The following is an 18,658-nucleotide window of genomic DNA, read 5'->3' as shown; positions in this document are numbered from 1 at the left end:
ATACAAAACTGCTGTTGTTACGTTGGTAATAGCAGCAGTTTTTTTGATTAATACCGAATGTCATTTAAATGAAAAGAATAACAATTTTTTGCGGGTCGAGTTTTGGTACCGATAAAGTATACGAAGAGCAGGCTTATTTGTTAGGAAAAACATTAGCCGAAAGAAACACTGCTATAGTTTATGGTGGTGCCAATGTTGGCCTGATGGGTGCCGTAGCCGATGGTGCCCTGCAAAACGGTGGCGAAGTAATTGGCGTGCTGCCACATTTTCTGCAGAGCAAAGAAATTGCCCATAGCGGGTTAACCGAATTAATTTTAGTAGATACCATGCACGAGCGCAAAACCAAAATGAACGACCTGTGCGATGGTGTAATTGCGCTGCCGGGTGGCTTTGGCACGTTGGAAGAGTTTTTTGAAATGCTAACGTGGGGTCAGCTCGGGCTTCATAAAAAGCCTATGGCGGTGCTTAATATCAATGGTTTTTATGATGCACTTTTAACTATGATGGATACCATGGTTAGTAAAGGCTTCCTGAAAGAGATTAATCGTGAGAAGCTACTGTCGGGCAATACAATTGATGAAGTATTACAAAAAATGGATAGTTATACCGCACCAGATGGCGGCAAATGGATAACGAAAGAAGAGGTGTAGAACAATCCTGAACTGAATTAACTTAGTAGCTATTTAGTAAAATTTTATCGGCTTTTATTATGCTTATTCTTACGGTAGTGGTAAATTTGTAGTGCCATTTGTTATGGCACTTTTACACACATAATTATAAGATACATTTTAATGATCTACCCCAAAATACCTTTAGCGCAAAGCATAATACAAATATGCCTTGCTAAAGGAATTACCGATATTGTAATTTCTCCCGGATCGCGCAATGCGCCCTTAACCATAGGCTTTGCCAACAACACTAATTTTAATTGCTACAGTATTGCCGATGAGCGCTGCGCTGCATTTTTTGCAACGGGTATGGCGCAGCAATGGCAACGCCCTGTGGCAATTGTATGCACATCGGGGTCGGCATTGCTAAATTACTATCCGGCTGTAGCCGAGGCATTTTACAGCCAGATTCCGCTAATTGTTATTTCTGCCGACAGGCCGCATGATAAGATAGACATTGGCGATGGGCAAACCATCCGCCAGGAAAATGTGTTTGCAAACCATATTTTGTATAGCGCTAATTTATTGGAAGATGCCTCGCCGGAAAATGATATGCTTATTAACAATGCTATCGCAATTTCTAAAATACAAAAAGGCCCGGTACATATTAATGCCCCTTTTGAAGAGCCACTGTATGAAACCGTTACAGAGCCTTCGGTTGGTATTGAGGTGCATTATTCGCCTATTGAAGAAACAATTTTTGATGGCGATATTAGCCAGTATGTAAGGCATTGGAATAAAGCCACAAAAAAAATGGTACTGGTAGGGGTAAATCAGCCTAAAGCCATAGACGAAGCCATAATTGCGCAACTGGCGGCAGATCCGTCGGTTATTGTAATGACCGAGACTACATCTAACCTGCACCACAGCAGTTTTTTAAACAACATAGATACAATTATTACCCCATTTACCGAAGAGGATTTTGAGGCGTATAAGCCCGAGATATTACTAACCTTTGGCGGTATGGTGGTTTCTAAACGTGTCAAGGCATTTTTAAGAAAATACAAGCCCAGGAAGCACTGGCACATAGATCCGTTACGTGCTTATGATACTTTTGGTGCTTTGAGCAGGCACATTGAGGCCGAGCCCAATACATTTTTAAACGAATTTTTACCTCAAACAATTAGTCCTGAAAGCAATTACAACAAAATGGCTCAGGACCTTAAAGAATTAAGGAAAGTTAAGCACAACGAGTATTTGTCTAAAATACCATTTTCTGACTTTAAAGCTTTTGAGCTGATACTGCCGGCATTGCCCGATGGTTCTCAATTGCAGATAAGCAACAGTTCGGCTATTAGGTATGCACAGTTGTTTGATATTAAGCCTACTGTAGAGGTGTTTTGCAACCGCGGTACCAGTGGTATAGACGGTTGTACATCTACCGCTATTGGGGCGGCTCTTGCCAGCGAAAAAGAAACCGTGCTTATTACCGGCGATGTTAGCTTTTTGTACGACAGCAATGCGTTGTGGAACAGCTACATTCCTAAAAATTTTAAAATAATACTTATTAATAACGGCGGGGGGGGGATCTTTAGGATCTTGCCGGGCCATGCCGAAACACCTGTGTTCAATACCTTTTTTGAAACTACCCACAAACTAACGGCAGAACACCTGGCTAAAATGTATGGTTTTGAATACACCACAGCACAGGATGAAGCTGAGTTAAAGTCGGCATTAGATGGCTTTATGCAGCAATCTGACAGCCCTAAAATATTAGAGGTATTTACACCTATGCTGGAAAACGATAAGATATTACTGCAGTATTTTAAAGAGTTGGTTTAAAGCTATAGTTATTGAGATGGGGGAGGATCTTGTTTTGTCTTCCCAAAATTCTCATCCAATAATGCGTTTATTTCTTTATTCAGTTCAGATAGCCTGTAAACGTATGCCTGTGTATCTTCGGTAATATTCTTAGAGGCTAAAGTGTAAATTTCTATTCTTAAATCGCAGTATTTTATAAGCTTTTTATTCTGAGTGTGTAACGATTCTGGTAAATCTAACATATCGGCATCTGCTATAAGTTTGCGGTTTTGCTTCCAGTATTGTAATCCGGTTTTTAAACCTTCAAGTAGTTGCTGTTTAGTAGCGCTATCATCAAGATTATAAACCTGTAATGCTTTGGTTTCGTTAATCCCAAACTGCTTAATTGCAGTATCATATTTAGCAATATCGTTACTGGTGTAATTACAGGCTGCAAAAATTATACCCGCACATACAACAGCTGCTGCAACGATACCTGCAAATTTCGGCCCGGCAGATGACGGTTTCCGTAGGCTTGGTATAAATATATAGCCAATTACAAAACCACCTAAAAGCCCACCAACGTGGGCTGCATTATCTATACCGCTAACGGCCATTCCGCTAAAAATGTTAAATACCACAAATACACCTATGCTTGCCATTAAGGGCTTACGTACAGATTTTTCTATTGCATTGGTTGTAAGCAAAGCTAAAAAAAGGCCATACATGCCAAAGATAGCACCAGACGCCCCGCCGCTAACAACAAAATCATTCCACCATAAGCTCGTAGCGCTTGCCACTAAACCCGCCAGTAAGTAACCCGCCAAAAACCTGCTTTTGCCAAGGCGAGGCTCCAGTAATAAGCCAATATAAGACAAGGCATACATATTCATTACTAAATGTAATAGGCCAAAATGTATAAAACAGCAGGTAAAAAGCCTGTACCATTGGCCATCTAATGTTACGGGTTTAAAGTTAGCGCCCCAGCTAAGCATACTTTCGGCGCTTGGCTCCATAAAATTAATACCGTTGCACACCATTATTATAAAAATGGCAATGTTAACTAAAATTAAAATGGGTGTAATAAAGTAGCCCTTTACAGGTGTAAATAAAGCCAAAAAGCTTTTAATGCCACTAACAGGCGGGGCAAGCAAATAGTCTTCCTCATCTTGCGGAGGAAAATTTTGTTTTAATTGGTTATATTCATGGACAGATTCTTCAGTACTCCCTGCTTCCAGTAGTTTAGTATAGGTGTCTATAAATTGTTCTACAAATTTTTTATTTTTTCCAAGATCTACCATTTCGCTACCGGTAGAACTGCTTGTAATAGTAATGGTAGTATCTGTAACAATAATCCTGATTTCGGCATTAGTGGTAAATATGCCTTTATTAGTATAGGCAATTAACCCATTAGGGCTTATATAGACTGTTTTCCATCCTAAATTATCAAATGTTTTAAAGGCGGTAACAATGCAATGCTCGCGGCCGGTATTTAACGCAATATCCCGGGTAAATTTTGGTGTAAATCCTACAGCCATTATAAAGTAAGTTTGTTTATATTTTGCCAAATATAAACAAACACTATTATACTTTACCTAATGATTACCGCTTACTGCTTAATCTTTGTACCTTTGTGGCTTCAACAATTATAGAATGATCGAATTAGGAAAATACAATACCCTAAGTATTGCGAGGGATACCCAGGTTGGGCTTTATTTAACCGATGGCAAAGATGATATACTTTTGCCTAACAAATACGTGCCCGAAGATTTTGAAATAGGCGATGAGCTTACCGTATTTGTATACCTTGACCAGGAAGAGCGCCCCGTGGCAACTACTTTAGAGCCCTACATATACCTTAATGAGTTTGCATTGCTTCGCGTAAGCTATATAAACAAGTTTGGCGCCTTTATGAATTGGGGCCTTGAAAAAGACCTATTTGTACCTTTTAGGGAGCAGGCGCGCCCTATGGAAGCTACTAAGCGCTACTTGATACACATGTTTTTAGACGAAAAGTCGAACAGGCTTGTAGGATCAAGTAAGCTTAACCAGTTTTTAAGTAACGAAGAGCTAACCGTAGAAGAGGGCGAAGAAGTAGACCTTATTGTTACCCATATTACAGAGCTTGGCATTAACGTTATTATTAACGAGCAGCATAAAGGCCTTATGTACCTTAATGAGGTGTATGATGATTTGCGTACGGGAGACAGGGTTAAAGGGTATATTAAAACTATTCGCCCTGATAATAAGATTGATGTAACCCTACAAAAAACCGGCTTTGATGGTATTGAGCCTAATGCCGAGAAAATACTGGACGAACTTAGGGCAAGCCGTGGTTTTTTGCGTTTAAACGACAACAGCCACCCCGAAGATATTAAGACCGTGCTTAAAATGAGCAAAAAGACTTTTAAGAAAGCTATTGGCACGTTGTATAAGCAAAAGCTTATAGAGATAAAAGAAGACGGTATTTACCTTATAAATTCGTAACTTCATTATTTTACAAATAAGTAAAAGTTACCGATATTTGCTTTTTAAACACTACTATAAACAATGATGAATAAAAATACGGTACTTGGCTGGGCTACCCTTATTATGATACTTATGGGGCTGTTGCTTATAGGCTTAGGTGCATTTAAGTATAATGATATTGCCGGCTATGGCTTTGCTGCTGTGGGACTTGGCTTTTTTGCCATTGCATGGGTTTTTAATGCGCTTAAAGGCAGGGTGTAAGCATCAAACAATAAACTAAAAACTACAAACATAAATTATGTCAGACGATAAGAAAGTAATATTTTCCATGTCTAAGCTGGGTAAAACCTATCCCGGCGCTAATAAACCGGTGCTTAAAGATATTTACCTTAGTTTTTTCTATGGTGCCAAAATTGGTATTCTTGGTTTAAACGGTTCGGGTAAATCATCATTACTAAAAATTATTGCCGGCCAGGATAAAAACTACCAGGGCGATGTTGTTTTTGCTCCGGGCTATACCGTGGGCTACCTTGAGCAGGAACCTATTTTAGATGAGACTAAAACAGTTATAGAAATTGTTCGCGAGGGTGTGGCCGAAACGGTTGCCCTTTTAGACGAGTTTAATAAAATTAATGACAGCTTTGGCGATCCTGAAGTATATGAGGATGCCGATAAGATGCAAAAGCTTATGGACCGCCAGGCCGAGCTACAGGACAGGATAGATGCATCGGGCGCATGGGAGCTGGATACCAAGCTGGAAATAGCTATGGATGCCCTGCGTACCCCAGAGCCGGACACCCCGATAAATGTGCTTTCGGGTGGAGAGAAAAGACGTGTAGCACTTTGCCGCCTGCTTTTACAACAGCCGGATGTATTGCTTTTGGATGAGCCTACCAACCACCTTGATGCCGAGAGTGTACTTTGGTTAGAGCAGCATTTACAGCACTATGCGGGTACTGTTATTGCCGTAACCCACGACCGTTATTTTCTTGATAACGTGGCAGGCTGGATTCTGGAATTAGACAGGGGAGAAGGTATACCGTGGAAGGGTAACTACTCTTCTTGGCTTGACCAAAAATCTAAGCGTATGGAGCAGGAAGAAAAAACAGCTTCTAAACGCCGTAAAACTTTAGAGCGAGAGCTCGACTGGGTTAGGCAGGGTGCTAAAGGACGCCAGACCAAGCAAAAAGCTCGTTTACAAAATTACGACAGGCTATTAAACGAAGACCAGAAAGAGCTTGACGAAAAACTGGAAATTTACATACCTAACGGGCCAAGGCTTGGTACTAATGTAATTGAGGCTAAAGGTGTTGCTAAGGCTTTTGGCGATAAATTATTGTACGAAGACCTAAACTTTACACTGCCACAAGCAGGTATTGTTGGTATTATTGGGCCAAACGGTGCCGGTAAAACCACCATCTTTAAAATGATAATGGGCGAGCAAACACCCGATAAAGGCGAATTTGCTGTAGGCGAAACCGTTAAGATTGCTTATGTAGACCAGAGCCACTCTAACATAGATCCTGAAAAAACTATCTGGGAGAATTTTTGCGATGGCCAGGAGCTTATTATGATGGGTGGCAGGCAGGTAAACTCCCGCGCTTACCTTAGCCGTTTTAACTTTAGTGGTAGCGACCAGAATAAAAAGGTGGCAACACTATCTGGTGGAGAGCGTAACAGGCTTCACCTGGCTATAACACTTAAAGAAGAAGGTAACGTTTTGCTACTGGATGAGCCTACCAACGACTTGGATATTAATACACTACGTGCGCTTGAAGAAGGTTTGGATAACTTTGCAGGTTGTGCAGTGGTAATATCTCACGACAGGTGGTTTTTAGACAGGGTTTGTACCCACATTCTTGCTTTTGAAGGCAACTCTGAAGTGTACTTTTTTGAAGGAAGCTTCTCTGAATATGAAGAGAACAAGAAAAAACGCCTTGGCGGCGACTTAACGCCTAAGCGTATTAAGTATAAAAAACTTATAAGAAACTAAATATAACAAAGCCCTTCTGAAAAGAAGGGCTTTTTTTATGCTATGGCTTCCATTTTATAAGGCTGTCGTTAGCCAGGTCGTATTCGTATAGTTGTTTGGATATGGTATCTATACGTACCCATTGGTCGGTTACAAAGCGGGGGTTAGTACCTCCCTCATCGGTAACATCATGGCCAATCTGATAAACCAGATAACTGGCGGTATCAGTAACTATTTCCTGGTCAAAAAGCCATTCTTCGTTTAACTTTTGTTTGTTGGCAGATTGTATCAAATCATTATCGGATTGCGATACGTACTTAGCCAGCAAATCATCCTTCCAGTTAAGCGGCTGTTGCTTATCGGCTACTTTTATAGTGTCGGCTTCAATACTATTTATTAGAGCTACTTCTTCTTTATGATTTTTACAGCTTAAGAAAATTGTAAGCAGGGTGGCGAATAGAAGAGTTTTTTTCATAATCGAAACTATAAGTATATACAATAAACCCCTGCTTATTGGGCAGGGGTTTATTATTTTTTGTTCTTAGGTTTTATGTTTTTAGAAACGGAAACGTGCACCAAGTGCAATATCCGGACCAAAATTATCTCCACCGTAATCATCATTAAAGTAAAGCTCTGGCCTAAAGTCTAACGATAGTTGTAACGGAAAATCAAAGTTATATTCTATACCTATATCTCCTGCTACAAATAAAAACGTACCATCATCTTCATAATCATCGTTAAATGGGCCATTGCCCGGGCCATCATAATCATAACTCCAGGTACCAACACCACCACCAACACCGGCATACCAGTTAAAGCCGCCTTCAATATTCCAAACCCATTGGTAAAGAGCTGCAAGTTTAAAAGCATCATAATGGTTAGAGTTACGTATACCTAAATCAAGTTCTAACCTGTTGTCAGATCCTAATTTACGTTGGTAAGATACCTCACCACCAAAGCCATCGTTATCGCCAATACGTATACCAATCGCATTTTTTTCCTGTGCCTGCGCGCTAAATGCCAATCCTGCCAGCATAAAAGCCGATAAAAGAAGTTTTTTCATAATAATTCCCAATTAGTTGTTTTATTAAGGCAAATATAAAAGCAACTTTTTTGTAGGAATAGGTTTATGTTAAACTTTTAACAGTTATCGTTTTGTTAAAATTATTCTACACTATACGTGTCCAAAATTTCTTTTTGAGTTTCGGTACGCGTTGCCGGAATGCCAAATGTGGCAGCTATTTCAGCGTTAATATTATATTGTAAAGTTGTATCTACATAAACTACACCAATGCCCTTTGCGTAATACTGGTATGATGTAACAATATCCTGAGGCTTTAAAATTTCAGCAGTAAACCCTAATAACTCAGTTTCTATTTTTAGGTTAAGTTTAGTTTCTACCCTTTTTACATCAGTATAAACATCTGTGCCTACGCTATAATTTGGTAAATCTTCTTTAGCTGTGGTTGTAAGGGTGTAGGTAAACGTAAGCGGATAACCATCATAAGTTTGTTCTATAGTACCTGTAACAGCACCAAGGGCATCGTTTACGGTAGCATCTTCATTAAAAATAATAAGGTCTGTAACACCTATATTTATAGGAAATTCTTCGGTAAAGTTAACCGATGCACTCCCGGTAAGCAGTAACTTGTTACCCTCTTTTTTTACACCGTTATTAGCTAAAGCTCCGGTAAAGAAACCAAAAGCCAGTTCGCGGGTTTTAAATTTACTATAAGCAGACCCTGCAATAACAGTATCGTTTGCAACATAAAGCGAATCTCTCCCGGATTCTACAGACCCTGGCACATCATACACCCAGTAATTACCGGCGGTAAGCGGCAAATAATCATTTTCTGATGGTGTAGTTGTAGCCGCGCTATCATCGTCAGACGAGCAGGAAACCGTAAAAATGCTTAGTGCAAGCAAAAGGTAAATAGTTTTTTTCATGTGAGTTTATCGAGTTAGGTGGCTAATATAACTCAACATTTTTAAAGTACCTTATTTTGCACTAAAAATAAGCGATGCAACAAGTTGCTGGCCAGTAAGGCTGGGGCTAATATCAAAATAATCGTCTTCCTGCTCTACTTTAACTGTGTTTTCGTGGCGGTACATTTTCCAGCGCTTTTTGTTATATTCCAGTGCCGTTAGGTTTTCTATCCAGTCGCCGGAGTTTAAGTACATAACACTGCCTTTTTTATTTTCCATCTTTGTCATTTTTGGCTCGTGTATATGGCCACAAACCACAAAGTCGTAATTGTTTTCTATAGCCAGGTCGGCAGCGGTAGATTCAAAATCAGATATAAACTTTACAGCCTTTTTTACGCCCGATTTAATTTTTTTGGATAGCGAGTAAGGCTCTTTACCCATGCGCATTAGCAGGTAATTAATAAAGCGGTTTAAGAGTATAAGATAATCATAGCCAATACCGCCAAGTTTGGCAATCCATTTGGCGTGATGTACAGAGTTATCAAAAATATCGCCATGAAAAAACCATGCTTTCTTTCCGTCCAGCTCCAGCACCACCTTATCTACAATGCTAAAATTGCCCATGGTAGTATCGCTAAACTTACGAAGCATCTCATCATGATTACCGGTAATGTAGTACACTTTAGTGCCTTTAGAGGCAAAATCTAACAGCTTTTTAACCACCTTTAAGTGCGATTTTGGAAAGTAGGATTTCCTGAACTGCCATATATCTATAATATCGCCGTTTAGCACCAGTGTTTTAGGCTTAATGCTTTGTAGGTAGTTATACAGTTCTTTGGCGTGGCAGCCATAGGTACCCAAATGAACATCAGATAGTACTACAAGGTCTACAATCCTTTTTTTCATAAAGATGTTTTCTGCAAAATACACCTATATATATAACCTGTAATTTATGGCAGGGTTACTAAAAGGTTTACAAATGGCAATGTATATTAAATTTGATGTAACATGCCTTTAATAATAATTTGTAACGAAGTATATTTGTTAAAAATCATACTAATGGCAGGAAATACATTTGGGCGCATATTTACCCTAACTACATTTGGAGAATCTCACGGGCCGGCAATAGGCGGTATTATAGATGGGTGCCCCCCGGGTATAGAGGTTAATTTTGATGCCATACAGAACGAGCTAAACAGGCGCAGGCCAGGGCAGTCGGCTATTGTAACACAACGCAAAGAGCCGGATGAAGTGCAGTTTCTTTCGGGAATTTTTGAAGGAAAAACCACAGGCGCACCAATTGGTTTTATGGTGCCTAATACCAACCAGAAATCTGATGATTACTCTCATATAAAAGATGTTTACCGCCCATCGCACGCTGATTATACGTACGATAAAAAGTACGGCATACGCGATTACAGGGGCGGGGGGCGCAGCTCTGCACGCGAAACTATTAGCCGCGTAGTAGGTGGGGCAATAGCCAAACAGGTGCTGCCGCAGGTTACCATTAATGCATTTACATCGTCTGTGGGTGATATTTTTATAGACAAGCCGTATCAGGATCTTGATTTTTCTTTAACCGAAACCAATGCAGTGCGTTGCCCGGATGAAGCATCTGCCGCAAGGATGGAAGACTATATTAAAGAGATACGCAAACAGGGCGATACCATTGGTGGAACCGTTACCTGTGTTATTAAAAACGTGCCGGCAGGCTTGGGCGAACCGGTTTTTGATAAGCTGCATGCCGAACTGGGCAAAGCAATGCTGTCTATTAACGCTGTAAAAGGTTTTGAATATGGCAGCGGTTTTTGCGGTGCAAAAATGAAAGGCAGCGAGCATAACGACCTGTTTAATGCCGATGGCACCACTAAAACCAATTTATCTGGTGGTATACAGGGAGGTATAAGCAACGGTATGGATATTTACTTTAGGGTTGCCTTTAAGCCGGTAGCTACAATAATGCAAACACAGCAAACTATAGATAGCAATGGCAACACGGTAGAGATGCAGGGCAGGGGCAGGCACGACCCTTGTGTGGTGCCACGCGCGGTGCCTATTGTAGAGGCAATGGCTGCGTTGGTTTTAGCCGATTTTTATGTATTAGAATATAAGAGTAAGTAAAAATAAGGTTTGTTAATTGGGTTTATTTCTTAATTAATCTCAGCAATAACTCACAAAGGCTTGTTTTTAATTTATTTTTTTGTTAAAAGTTTTTTAAATATTTATTAAAATTTATTGTTGCGTTAAAATTTTAATTTATTTTTGAGTATAACTAAAAAACTTATACCAATGAAAAGAAATTTACTTTTATTAAGTATGCTTGCTATGTCAACCTTTACTTATGCCCAGTTAACTGAAGATTTTGAAGGAGATTTTCCGCCTACAGGGTGGAGCATTGAAACCACTAACGAAGATTATACATGGGAAGTTTATACTGATGGCCCTATAAACGGAGATCAATCTGCAAATGTGCAGTATGATCCTGCACTTGTAGATCAGGACGAATCTTTGGTTAGCCCGGAGTTTACAGTACCATCCGGAGATGATGCTACATTAGTTTTTACAACTTCGTTAAGCTACTACTGGTCTGTAGATCCTAACAATAACTACGACTTTATAGTTTCGATCTCCACAGACGGAGGTACTACATGGACGTCTATATGGAACGAAGATGATGCTGATGAATTTGAAACCTATGTACCATTTGATGTATCTGTAAATCTTTCTGAGTATGCAGGAGACACTGCGCAACTTAAATTTCAGTACGCAGGCAGCGATGGTGCACAGCTTGTAATTGATGATATATCAGTTCAGTCTACTGCAAGCCGCAACGAGGCACTGGCATCACAATTTTCTGTATCTCCTAACCCGGCTACCAATGTTATCAACGTTTCTAACTCGGGCAATACAGTGCTAAACAATGTTAGTGTGGCAGATATTAATGGACGTATAGTTAAATCAGTTAAATTTGATGGCGTTGCTAATGCTCAGTTAAACATTTCTGACCTTACATCTGGCGTTTACATGATGACAATATCATCTGACAAAGGAACTACTACTAAAAAAATTATCAAGAACTAATTTAAGTTCAGTACATTAAGTAAAACAGGCACATAGTGCCTGTTTTTTTTATGTTAAAATTTATTATAAAGCCCTATTTTACCATACTTTTGGAAAAATTATATACTTTATCATGAAAAAAAATTTACTATTGGCCGCATTTTTAATGGGGTCTTTTTTAACAGCCAAAGCACAAACTACCACTTTATTCTCTGATAACTTTGATAGTTATGAAGATTTTATTATTGAAGCTATTGGCCCATGGTCTCAAATAGATGAAGATGGATCTGCAACTTACGGTATAGAAGATGCAGATAATGTACCTTACGTTTTCGACAATTCTGGTTATACAGGTACTGCAATTGTTTTTAATTCTACAACAACACAGCCTGCACTTGAAGAAAACTGGGCTGCACATTCTGGAGAAAAAACACTTGCCTTTTTCGCGGCTTCAACTCCTACCAATAATGATTGGTTTATAACGCCTCAAATTACATTAGGTTCATCTGGTAACACTGTTACATTTTGGGCTAAATCTATTACAGATACATGGGGTATGGAAAGAATTAATGTAGCTGTATCAACTACAGGCAATACTGATTCTTCTGATTTCGCAATTATATCTGGTGATGATTTTATTGAAGTTCCTGCAGGAGAATATACACAATATACTTTTACTCTTGACGAGTTTGATACTCAATCTGTTTATATAGCAATAAACTATGTAACTGATGATGCATTTGCACTATTAGTAGATGATTTTGCTGTTACAACTACAGGTACTGTTGCAAGTGTTAAAGATGTATTAGCTTCTCAGTTATCAGTATCTCCAAACCCTGCTACTAATGTTGTAAATATTACTAACACATCTAACATTCTTGTTGATGGCGCATCTATTGCTGACCTTAACGGTAGAGTTGTTAAATCGGTTAAATTTAACGGTGTTGCAGATGCTCAGGTAAATATTTCAGATCTTGCATCTGGTGTTTATATGATGACAATTACTTCTGACAAAGGAACTACAACCAAAAAAGTTATTAAGAACTAATTTTAAGTTCTATTATATTAAAAACAGGCATTTATTGCCTGTTTTTTTTTGCCCAAAACATCTATAATTGCATATTTAGTCATATATTTGGCAAAATTATACACTATTATTATGAAAAAACAATTACTATTAGCCGCATTCTTAATGGGGTCTTTTTTTACTGTAAAAGCTCAGACTTTTCAATCTGATGATTTTAATGCACTTATTGTTGGTAACTTGGTTGAAGACTTTACAGGAGTAACAGCAGGCCAGGGCGACTGGTATGCAGGTGGAACTAATAACGGAGCTGCAGGAACAACAACAACAACTACAAACATGACAGATGCTTCTGTTATCCAGGTTGTTGATGGTGGTGAAGGACATGGAAATGTTTTACAAATTGAAGGACCAAACGGTAACTATGGTGCTGCGTATGCATGGAAAACAGGTCTTGCAGATTTTTGGGATGCGAGAACAGAAGGTAATGATTTACTTGAGGTTGAATTTGATTACTATACAGGTGCACCTGGAGCAAGCTTAAACAATATGCGAGTTGCTATTTTTAACGAAGATAGTTCTAAACTATTATCGGGTATTAACTTAGCTACTTCTACAGGTATTATTTCAGGATTAGGCTATTATACTTCTACACCGGGTACAGGAACATATATTTTTGGTTTAAATCCTGAAAATACTACATCAGCAAATGTAATATTACCAGAAAACACTTGGATAAGAGCTGGGTTTAGCTATAATGTTACCACAGGAGAAATTATATTTAAATATGGCGAATATTCTGTTAGCATAGAAGGTGCTGCACCAGGCGAAATTCCAGGTGAAATTGATTTTTATGCTGCAGCAGGATCTACTACATCTGCAACTAATACAGAATCTGCTACAGGATGGTTTGATAACATTGCTGTTAAAACCAGCGCTTCTGATTCTTTACTTGCTGTTAAAGATGTTGTTGCTGCTACACAATTCTCTATTTTCCCTAACCCTGCAACTAACGTAATTAACGTTACTAATGCTGATAACACTCTTGTTAACAATGTTGCTATTGTAGATGTTAACGGCCGTACAGTAAAATCAGTTAAATTTAATGGTGCTGCAGAGACTCAGGTAAATATTTCAGATCTTGCATCTGGTGTTTACATGGTAACAATTGCATCAGAAAATGGTACAACTACCAAAAAGATCGTTAAAAACTAATTATTAGTTTTTGCATATAATAAGTGAGCCCCGAAATGCGGGGCTTTTTTATTTTGTCTTGGCACCAAGTGGCTAACCGTATATTTATAAAAACTTAGCCTTCATTTCTGGGGTAGGTATCATGCAATCATTTTTTTTGCCATACCATTTGTAGCGGTTGCGCGCAATATAATCATATACTGCATTAGACAAACCTTTGGGTAAAATAGTAAAAATTGCCATGCCCGAATATATCCCACCAAGGGCAGTTGCAATTTTTAGTGCTGCTTCGGCTTTATAATAGTAGGCATGCCCAGGTTCGTACAATATTATAGAATCGGTTTTAGAAGTATCTATGCCAATATGCTGTATAATCGATTGACCTAAATCGCTCTGTATAGGCACAAACCTAAAGACATCCTTTTTATCGTGCTTAATTATAAATTGTACGGTGGCATCGCAAAGGTTGCAAACACCATCAAACAATATAATTTTTTTATTTTGTGGTAAATCTTCCATTATTGTTACATTAAAACATTAATGCATTGTTACACTATTTCTTCATTGCCTCTACAAGTTCCAACGATTCTAAATCTACCTTCGAGGTAAAAGTACCATAGTTTACCGTAGCTTTTTTACGTTCTATAGCATCAAGCGTACCAACGGCCTTACCATCAATCATGCGCACGCGGTCGCCAATTTTAAGGATGGCTTTGGGTTTTTCTACACTCTTTTCTTTTATCTTTTTCTCTTTCTTTTCCTGGCGAATTTCCTCAACTATAACCTGTACCTCGGCAATAACCTCTTTTTGCTTAACCTCAATTACTTTCTTTTCTTTTGGAGTAACCTTCTTACGCTTAGAATTTTCTATCTCTACCATTTTAAGAAATTCGCCAATAAGGTCTTTCTTGTTCTTGCTGTTAAAGTACTTCTCGCTTATGTCATCCAGTTTCTGACCCATATAAATAAGGCGTTGGTTAGCATCATAAAGTTCCTGGTAGCTTTCCAGCTTTTGCTGAATGCGGGTATTAATGTTCTCCATCTTTTTACCCTCTTCGCGAGCGCGAACCTCTTCCTCTTTTAGATTTTGCGATGTTTTTTCCAGCTTGGAGCGCTCTTTTTGCAGGGTGGCAATTGTTTTATCAAAACGTACTTTGCTGCCTTCAATTTTTTTCTTGGCACGGTTTATAAGTCCGTACGGTATGCCGTTTTTTTGTGCCACCTCAAAAGTAAACGAACTACCCGCCTGACCCAAGATAAGCTTGTACATAGGTTCCAACGATTTCTCGTCGAAAAGCATGTTGGCATTGGTGGCATAAGGCAGCTCGTTAGCCAATATCTTTAAATTGGTATAGTGCGTGGTTATAATACCAAAGGCTTCGCGATGGTAAAATTCTTCCAGAAATATTTCGGCCAGGGCGCCACCCAGTTCAGGATCAGACCCTGTACCAAATTCGTCAATCAAAAACAGCGTCTTATCATTACACTTCTTTAAAAAGTAGTTCATGTTTTTAAGACGGTAACTGTACGTACTTAAATGATTTTCAATCGACTGGTTATCGCCAATATCGGTCATTATCCTGTCAAACAAAAATGTTTCGCTGCGTTCGTGTACCGGTATCAGTAAGCCACATTGCAGCATTAATTGCAACAGGCCAATAGTTTTAAGGGTAATACTTTTACCGCCGGCATTTGGGCCGGATATTACTATAATACGGTTCTCGGGCGTAAGCTCTATAGTTTGCGGAAACGTGGGCTTATTTTTTTGCCTGTTGCTGGAGTATAAAATAGGGTGGTAGGCCTCGCGGAAATACAGCCTTCTCTCCTCATTAATGCCCGGCAGTATACCATTTATCCTTTTGGCATATTTTGCCTTTCCGGAAATCACGTCAATATCGGTCAAAAATTCCTGATAATCGTAAAGCAGCGGCACATAAGGGCGAACCAAATTAGAGAGCTGCAATAAAATGCGCTTTACTTCTTCTTTTTCTTCGTACTCAAAATTGTTGAGCTCGCGCGAAAAGCGCAACGTAGCCTCGGGTTCTATGTAGGCAATGCTGCCCGTTTTAGAGCTGCCAAGTATAGACCCTTTAACTTTGCGACGGTACATGGCAGATACGGCCAGTACGCGGCGGTTCTCTACCACGCTTTCCTTAATATCATCAAGATAGCCAAGGCCGTTGTACTGGCTTAGCGCCGCCGTAAAACTTTGGTTTATCTTAATTTTTACAAGGTTCATCTCACGGCGAATTTCCTGCAATTGGGGCGATGCATCGTCTTTAACTTCGCCGTATTTGTCTACTATCTTATCGATGTATTTTAGGATGTCCTTAGTATATTCTACCTGTAGTGCCCTGTTGTTTAGGGTAGGATAGTAGTCGTTAAACTTATCAAGAAATTTTACCAGTGTGTTTACAGTTTCTGACACCACAGCAATTTTCCTGAAAGCGGGTGCATCCAGGTAACTGTCTTCTATAGCCAGAAATTTAACCTCTTTGGTTATGGGCTCAAACCCGTGATTGGGCAGTGCGTTATTATTATCAAAAGACGATACAAACTCAGATGTTTGCTTAAGCGCTTCCATCAGTGTCTCTTTATCTTTAAGTGGCGTTATTAAAAGAGCCTTTTCCATGCCCGGCTCTGTGGTGCAGCTACCGGCAACGGCTTCCAGTACGGTGCCAAATTCAAGGTCTTTTAGCGTTTTATCTGTTATGCTTATCATTATATTTATACAGCAAATTTTATGCAAAAATACTACATATTAAGCCAGACTGCACATTTGTCAGTCAACTTTAAGACGCCTTTATAAATGCAATGCCCTACAATTTTTATATTTGTACAAAATCAGCAAATAATGAACGTAGCTATACACGAATCGTGGAAAAAAGCTCTGGCCAGCGAGTTTGATAAACCGTATTTTGATAGCCTGATTGGCTTTGTAAAGGATGAATATGCAGCCCATACCTGCTACCCTCCCGGCAAGCAAATATTTTCGGCTTTTGACCATTGCCCTTTTGATAAGGTAGAAGTGGTGATATTGGGGCAGGACCCTTACCACGGGCCTGGGCAGGCAAACGGACTCTGTTTTTCGGTTAAGGATGGTGTACCTAACCCGCCGTCGCTGCAAAATATTTTCAGGGAAATTCAGGCCGACCTTGATAAGCCTTTTCCGCCAACGGGCAATTTAGAGCGCTGGGCTAATCAGGGTGTGCTGCTGCTAAATGCGGTGCTAACGGTTAGGCAGGCTGAAGCCAACAGCCACCAAGGCAAGGGTTGGGAGGCGTTTACTGATGCTGTTATCCAGAAAATATCTGACGAAAAGAAAGATGTTGTTTTCCTGCTTTGGGGAGGATCGGCTAAAAAGAAAGGTGCGCGCGTTGATAAGAACAAGCATCTGGTGTTAGAATCAGGCCACCCATCGCCGCTTAGCGCGAATAAAGGGCACTGGTTTGGCAATAAGCATTTTAGTAAAACCAATGCGTTTTTAAAGGAAAAAGGTAAGAAGGAGATTGAGTGGTAAATTTTAAAGTCGAAAGTCATAAAGTCGAAAGCCGTCAAGTCTCGAAGACTATCAAATTATCAGGCCGAACTCTGTTAATATCCATAAAGGACATTTGACTTTATGACTTTCGACTTTATGACTTTACGATTATAATATTAATTAAACGTCAATGCCCCAAGTATCTCTTCGCTCATAAAAGGGCCGCCCGGAAAACGTGCGGTGTAGTCAAGGTTTAGCCATACCTGGCCGTATTCGTCTACGTGGTAATGCACTTCTTTACCGCGGCTTTCTTCTATAAAAAGCTGCTCTTTAATAAGGTAGTTAGCAATCTCTAAGTCGGCTTTGGTACCCACCAGCATTTCGGGGTACAGGTGCCCACCGGTATGTATAACACGCGGTGTGCCGCCAACTGCCCGTATGCAGGCTGCCATTAGTATTGCATGGTCATCGCAATCGCCGGAGAAATGCAGTATTGTTTCGCTTGCCGATGCTATGTACTCGGCATTACGCGGGTCGTTTACGTAATTCCACTGGTTACGGATATCTTTAAATACCGAGAAGCACTGTATCATGAGCCTGTGCTCGTGGTAGCCCTTAACATCTTTAAAATATTTGGTGGCAGCGCCCACAGCATAATTACGCACCTGCGGATTGTTATAATCTACCGCATCGATAATCTTCGACTTATTAGGAAACGGCAATAGCTTAGAGATGATAAGATCCTGCGGGTTAGGGTCGTATGCCATAGTATACACCATAGCCTCATACTCTTCGTAAACAGCATTAAACCCGTAATTGCCAAAAACCGACCCATACAACAGTACTATTAGATAGACCGCAATGCAAAAGATAAGAAAGTGCTTAAGCAGCCTTAATATAAGCTGGATAGCCGTTACCATTGTTATGAAAATAAGGATACGGTCTATATGCAGCGGCCACTCTGGGTCGACAATATTCTGGTGAATAATGATAAAAAGCGGGATGGCAATAAGCACATTGAGCACAAAAATGATAATGGAATCCCACGGCTTCTTTACCTGAAGCTTTTTTATGAAGGCTTTTATTTTGGGAATATCCGGTTTTATCATTACAGTAAGCAGGCA

At 39.7% G+C, this 18,658-nt stretch carries 18 protein-coding genes; 10 read left to right on the top strand and 8 right to left on the bottom strand.

Going from position 1 to position 18,658, the window contains the following annotated elements; translation table 11 throughout:
- Nucleotides 1-68: 68 nt before the first annotated feature.
- On the top strand, nt 69-650 hold the full coding sequence (locus G509_RS0114770; protein ID WP_026992246.1) for an LOG family protein: 582 nt from the start codon (nt 69-71) through the stop codon (nt 648-650).
- 141 nt (nt 651-791) lie between these two features.
- Complete coding sequence (gene menD / locus G509_RS0114765) at nt 792-2,450, top strand: 2-succinyl-5-enolpyruvyl-6-hydroxy-3-cyclohexene-1-carboxylic-acid synthase (RefSeq protein WP_026992245.1); 1,659 nt, start codon at nt 792-794, stop codon at nt 2,448-2,450.
- Nucleotides 2,451-2,458: 8 nt separating this feature from the next.
- Here the strand turns inward: menD and G509_RS22955 are convergent, their stop codons facing one another.
- Complete coding sequence (locus tag G509_RS22955) at nt 2,459-3,946, bottom strand: rhomboid family intramembrane serine protease (RefSeq protein ID WP_051200239.1); 1,488 nt, start codon at nt 3,944-3,946, stop codon at nt 2,459-2,461.
- A gap of 115 nt (nt 3,947-4,061) precedes the next feature.
- On the opposite strand from G509_RS22955, the gene G509_RS0114755 reads away from it, so the two are divergent.
- The 3 genes from G509_RS0114755 (at nt 4,062) to ettA (ending at nt 6,870) form a co-directional block, all read left to right on the top strand.
- A complete protein-coding gene (locus tag G509_RS0114755; RefSeq protein WP_026992244.1) occupies nt 4,062-4,895 on the top strand; it encodes a CvfB family protein in 834 nt (277 codons plus the stop codon).
- A gap of 66 nt (nt 4,896-4,961) precedes the next feature.
- Nucleotides 4,962-5,138, top strand: coding sequence for a CAL67264 family membrane protein (locus tag G509_RS23570; RefSeq protein WP_242604850.1), 177 nt, complete (start codon nt 4,962-4,964; stop codon nt 5,136-5,138).
- 37 nt (nt 5,139-5,175) lie between these two features.
- Nucleotides 5,176-6,870, top strand: coding sequence for an energy-dependent translational throttle protein EttA (gene ettA, locus G509_RS0114745; RefSeq protein ID WP_026992243.1), 1,695 nt, complete (start codon nt 5,176-5,178; stop codon nt 6,868-6,870).
- A 40-nt stretch (nt 6,871-6,910) separates the two neighbouring features.
- Here the strand turns inward: ettA and G509_RS0114740 are convergent, their stop codons facing one another.
- The 4 genes from G509_RS0114740 to G509_RS0114725 all read right to left on the bottom strand — a co-directional run bounded on the left by G509_RS0114740 (nt 6,911) and on the right by G509_RS0114725 (nt 9,681).
- Nucleotides 6,911-7,324 carry a hypothetical protein gene (locus G509_RS0114740; RefSeq protein WP_026992242.1) on the bottom strand — a complete coding sequence of 138 codons (414 nt, stop codon included), beginning with the start codon at nt 7,322-7,324 and terminating at the stop codon, nt 6,911-6,913.
- An 81-nt stretch (nt 7,325-7,405) separates the two neighbouring features.
- The gene (locus G509_RS0114735; protein ID WP_026992241.1) at nt 7,406-7,912 is read right to left on the bottom strand and encodes a hypothetical protein; all 507 of its coding nucleotides are present in this window, start codon (nt 7,910-7,912) and stop codon (nt 7,406-7,408) included.
- Between the two features lie 101 nt (nt 7,913-8,013).
- Entirely contained in the window at nt 8,014-8,796 is a 783-nt protein-coding gene (locus G509_RS0114730; RefSeq protein WP_026992240.1) for a hypothetical protein, read from the bottom strand.
- A gap of 51 nt (nt 8,797-8,847) precedes the next feature.
- Nucleotides 8,848-9,681, bottom strand: coding sequence for a UDP-2,3-diacylglucosamine diphosphatase (locus G509_RS0114725; RefSeq protein ID WP_026992239.1), 834 nt, complete (start codon nt 9,679-9,681; stop codon nt 8,848-8,850).
- 153 nt (nt 9,682-9,834) lie between these two features.
- Here G509_RS0114725 and aroC point away from each other — a divergent pair, with 153 nt between their 5' ends.
- The 4 genes from aroC (at nt 9,835) to G509_RS0114700 (ending at nt 14,074) form a co-directional block, all read left to right on the top strand.
- Nucleotides 9,835-10,896, top strand: a complete 1,062-nt coding sequence (aroC, locus tag G509_RS0114720; protein WP_026992238.1) for a chorismate synthase — start codon at nt 9,835-9,837, stop codon at nt 10,894-10,896.
- 168 nt (nt 10,897-11,064) lie between these two features.
- Nucleotides 11,065-11,856 (top strand): T9SS type A sorting domain-containing protein, encoded by a 792-nt coding sequence (locus G509_RS0114715; RefSeq protein WP_026992237.1) that lies wholly within the window; start codon nt 11,065-11,067, stop codon nt 11,854-11,856.
- 112 nt (nt 11,857-11,968) lie between these two features.
- Nucleotides 11,969-12,883: a T9SS-dependent choice-of-anchor J family protein gene (locus G509_RS0114710; protein WP_026992236.1), complete on the top strand. Its 915-nt coding sequence runs from the start codon at nt 11,969-11,971 to the stop codon at nt 12,881-12,883.
- Between the two features lie 111 nt (nt 12,884-12,994).
- Nucleotides 12,995-14,074 carry a T9SS type A sorting domain-containing protein gene (locus G509_RS0114700; protein WP_026992235.1) on the top strand — a complete coding sequence of 360 codons (1,080 nt, stop codon included), beginning with the start codon at nt 12,995-12,997 and terminating at the stop codon, nt 14,072-14,074.
- Between the two features lie 84 nt (nt 14,075-14,158).
- Here the strand turns inward: G509_RS0114700 and G509_RS0114695 are convergent, their stop codons facing one another.
- Together G509_RS0114695 and G509_RS0114690 are read right to left on the bottom strand one after the other, a co-directional pair.
- Complete coding sequence (locus G509_RS0114695) at nt 14,159-14,572, bottom strand: thiol-disulfide oxidoreductase DCC family protein (RefSeq protein WP_026992234.1); 414 nt, start codon at nt 14,570-14,572, stop codon at nt 14,159-14,161.
- A gap of 34 nt (nt 14,573-14,606) precedes the next feature.
- Nucleotides 14,607-16,775: an endonuclease MutS2 gene (locus G509_RS0114690; protein ID WP_026992233.1), complete on the bottom strand. Its 2,169-nt coding sequence runs from the start codon at nt 16,773-16,775 to the stop codon at nt 14,607-14,609.
- A gap of 132 nt (nt 16,776-16,907) precedes the next feature.
- On the opposite strand from G509_RS0114690, the gene ung reads away from it, so the two are divergent.
- Nucleotides 16,908-17,573 carry a uracil-DNA glycosylase gene (ung, locus tag G509_RS0114685; protein WP_026992232.1) on the top strand — a complete coding sequence of 222 codons (666 nt, stop codon included), beginning with the start codon at nt 16,908-16,910 and terminating at the stop codon, nt 17,571-17,573.
- 137 nt (nt 17,574-17,710) lie between these two features.
- Here ung and G509_RS0114680 read toward each other — a convergent pair whose 3' ends face one another.
- A complete protein-coding gene (locus tag G509_RS0114680) occupies nt 17,711-18,643 on the bottom strand; it encodes a transglutaminase domain-containing protein (RefSeq protein WP_026992231.1) in 933 nt (310 codons plus the stop codon).
- Nucleotides 18,644-18,658 lie beyond the last annotated feature (15 nt).

The sequence above is a fragment of the Flavobacterium subsaxonicum WB 4.1-42 = DSM 21790 genome (assembly GCF_000422725.1).
GTDB classification, from domain to species: Bacteria; Bacteroidota; Bacteroidia; order Flavobacteriales; family Flavobacteriaceae; genus Flavobacterium; species Flavobacterium subsaxonicum.
This window is presented reverse-complemented; position numbering and strand designations above follow the sequence as displayed.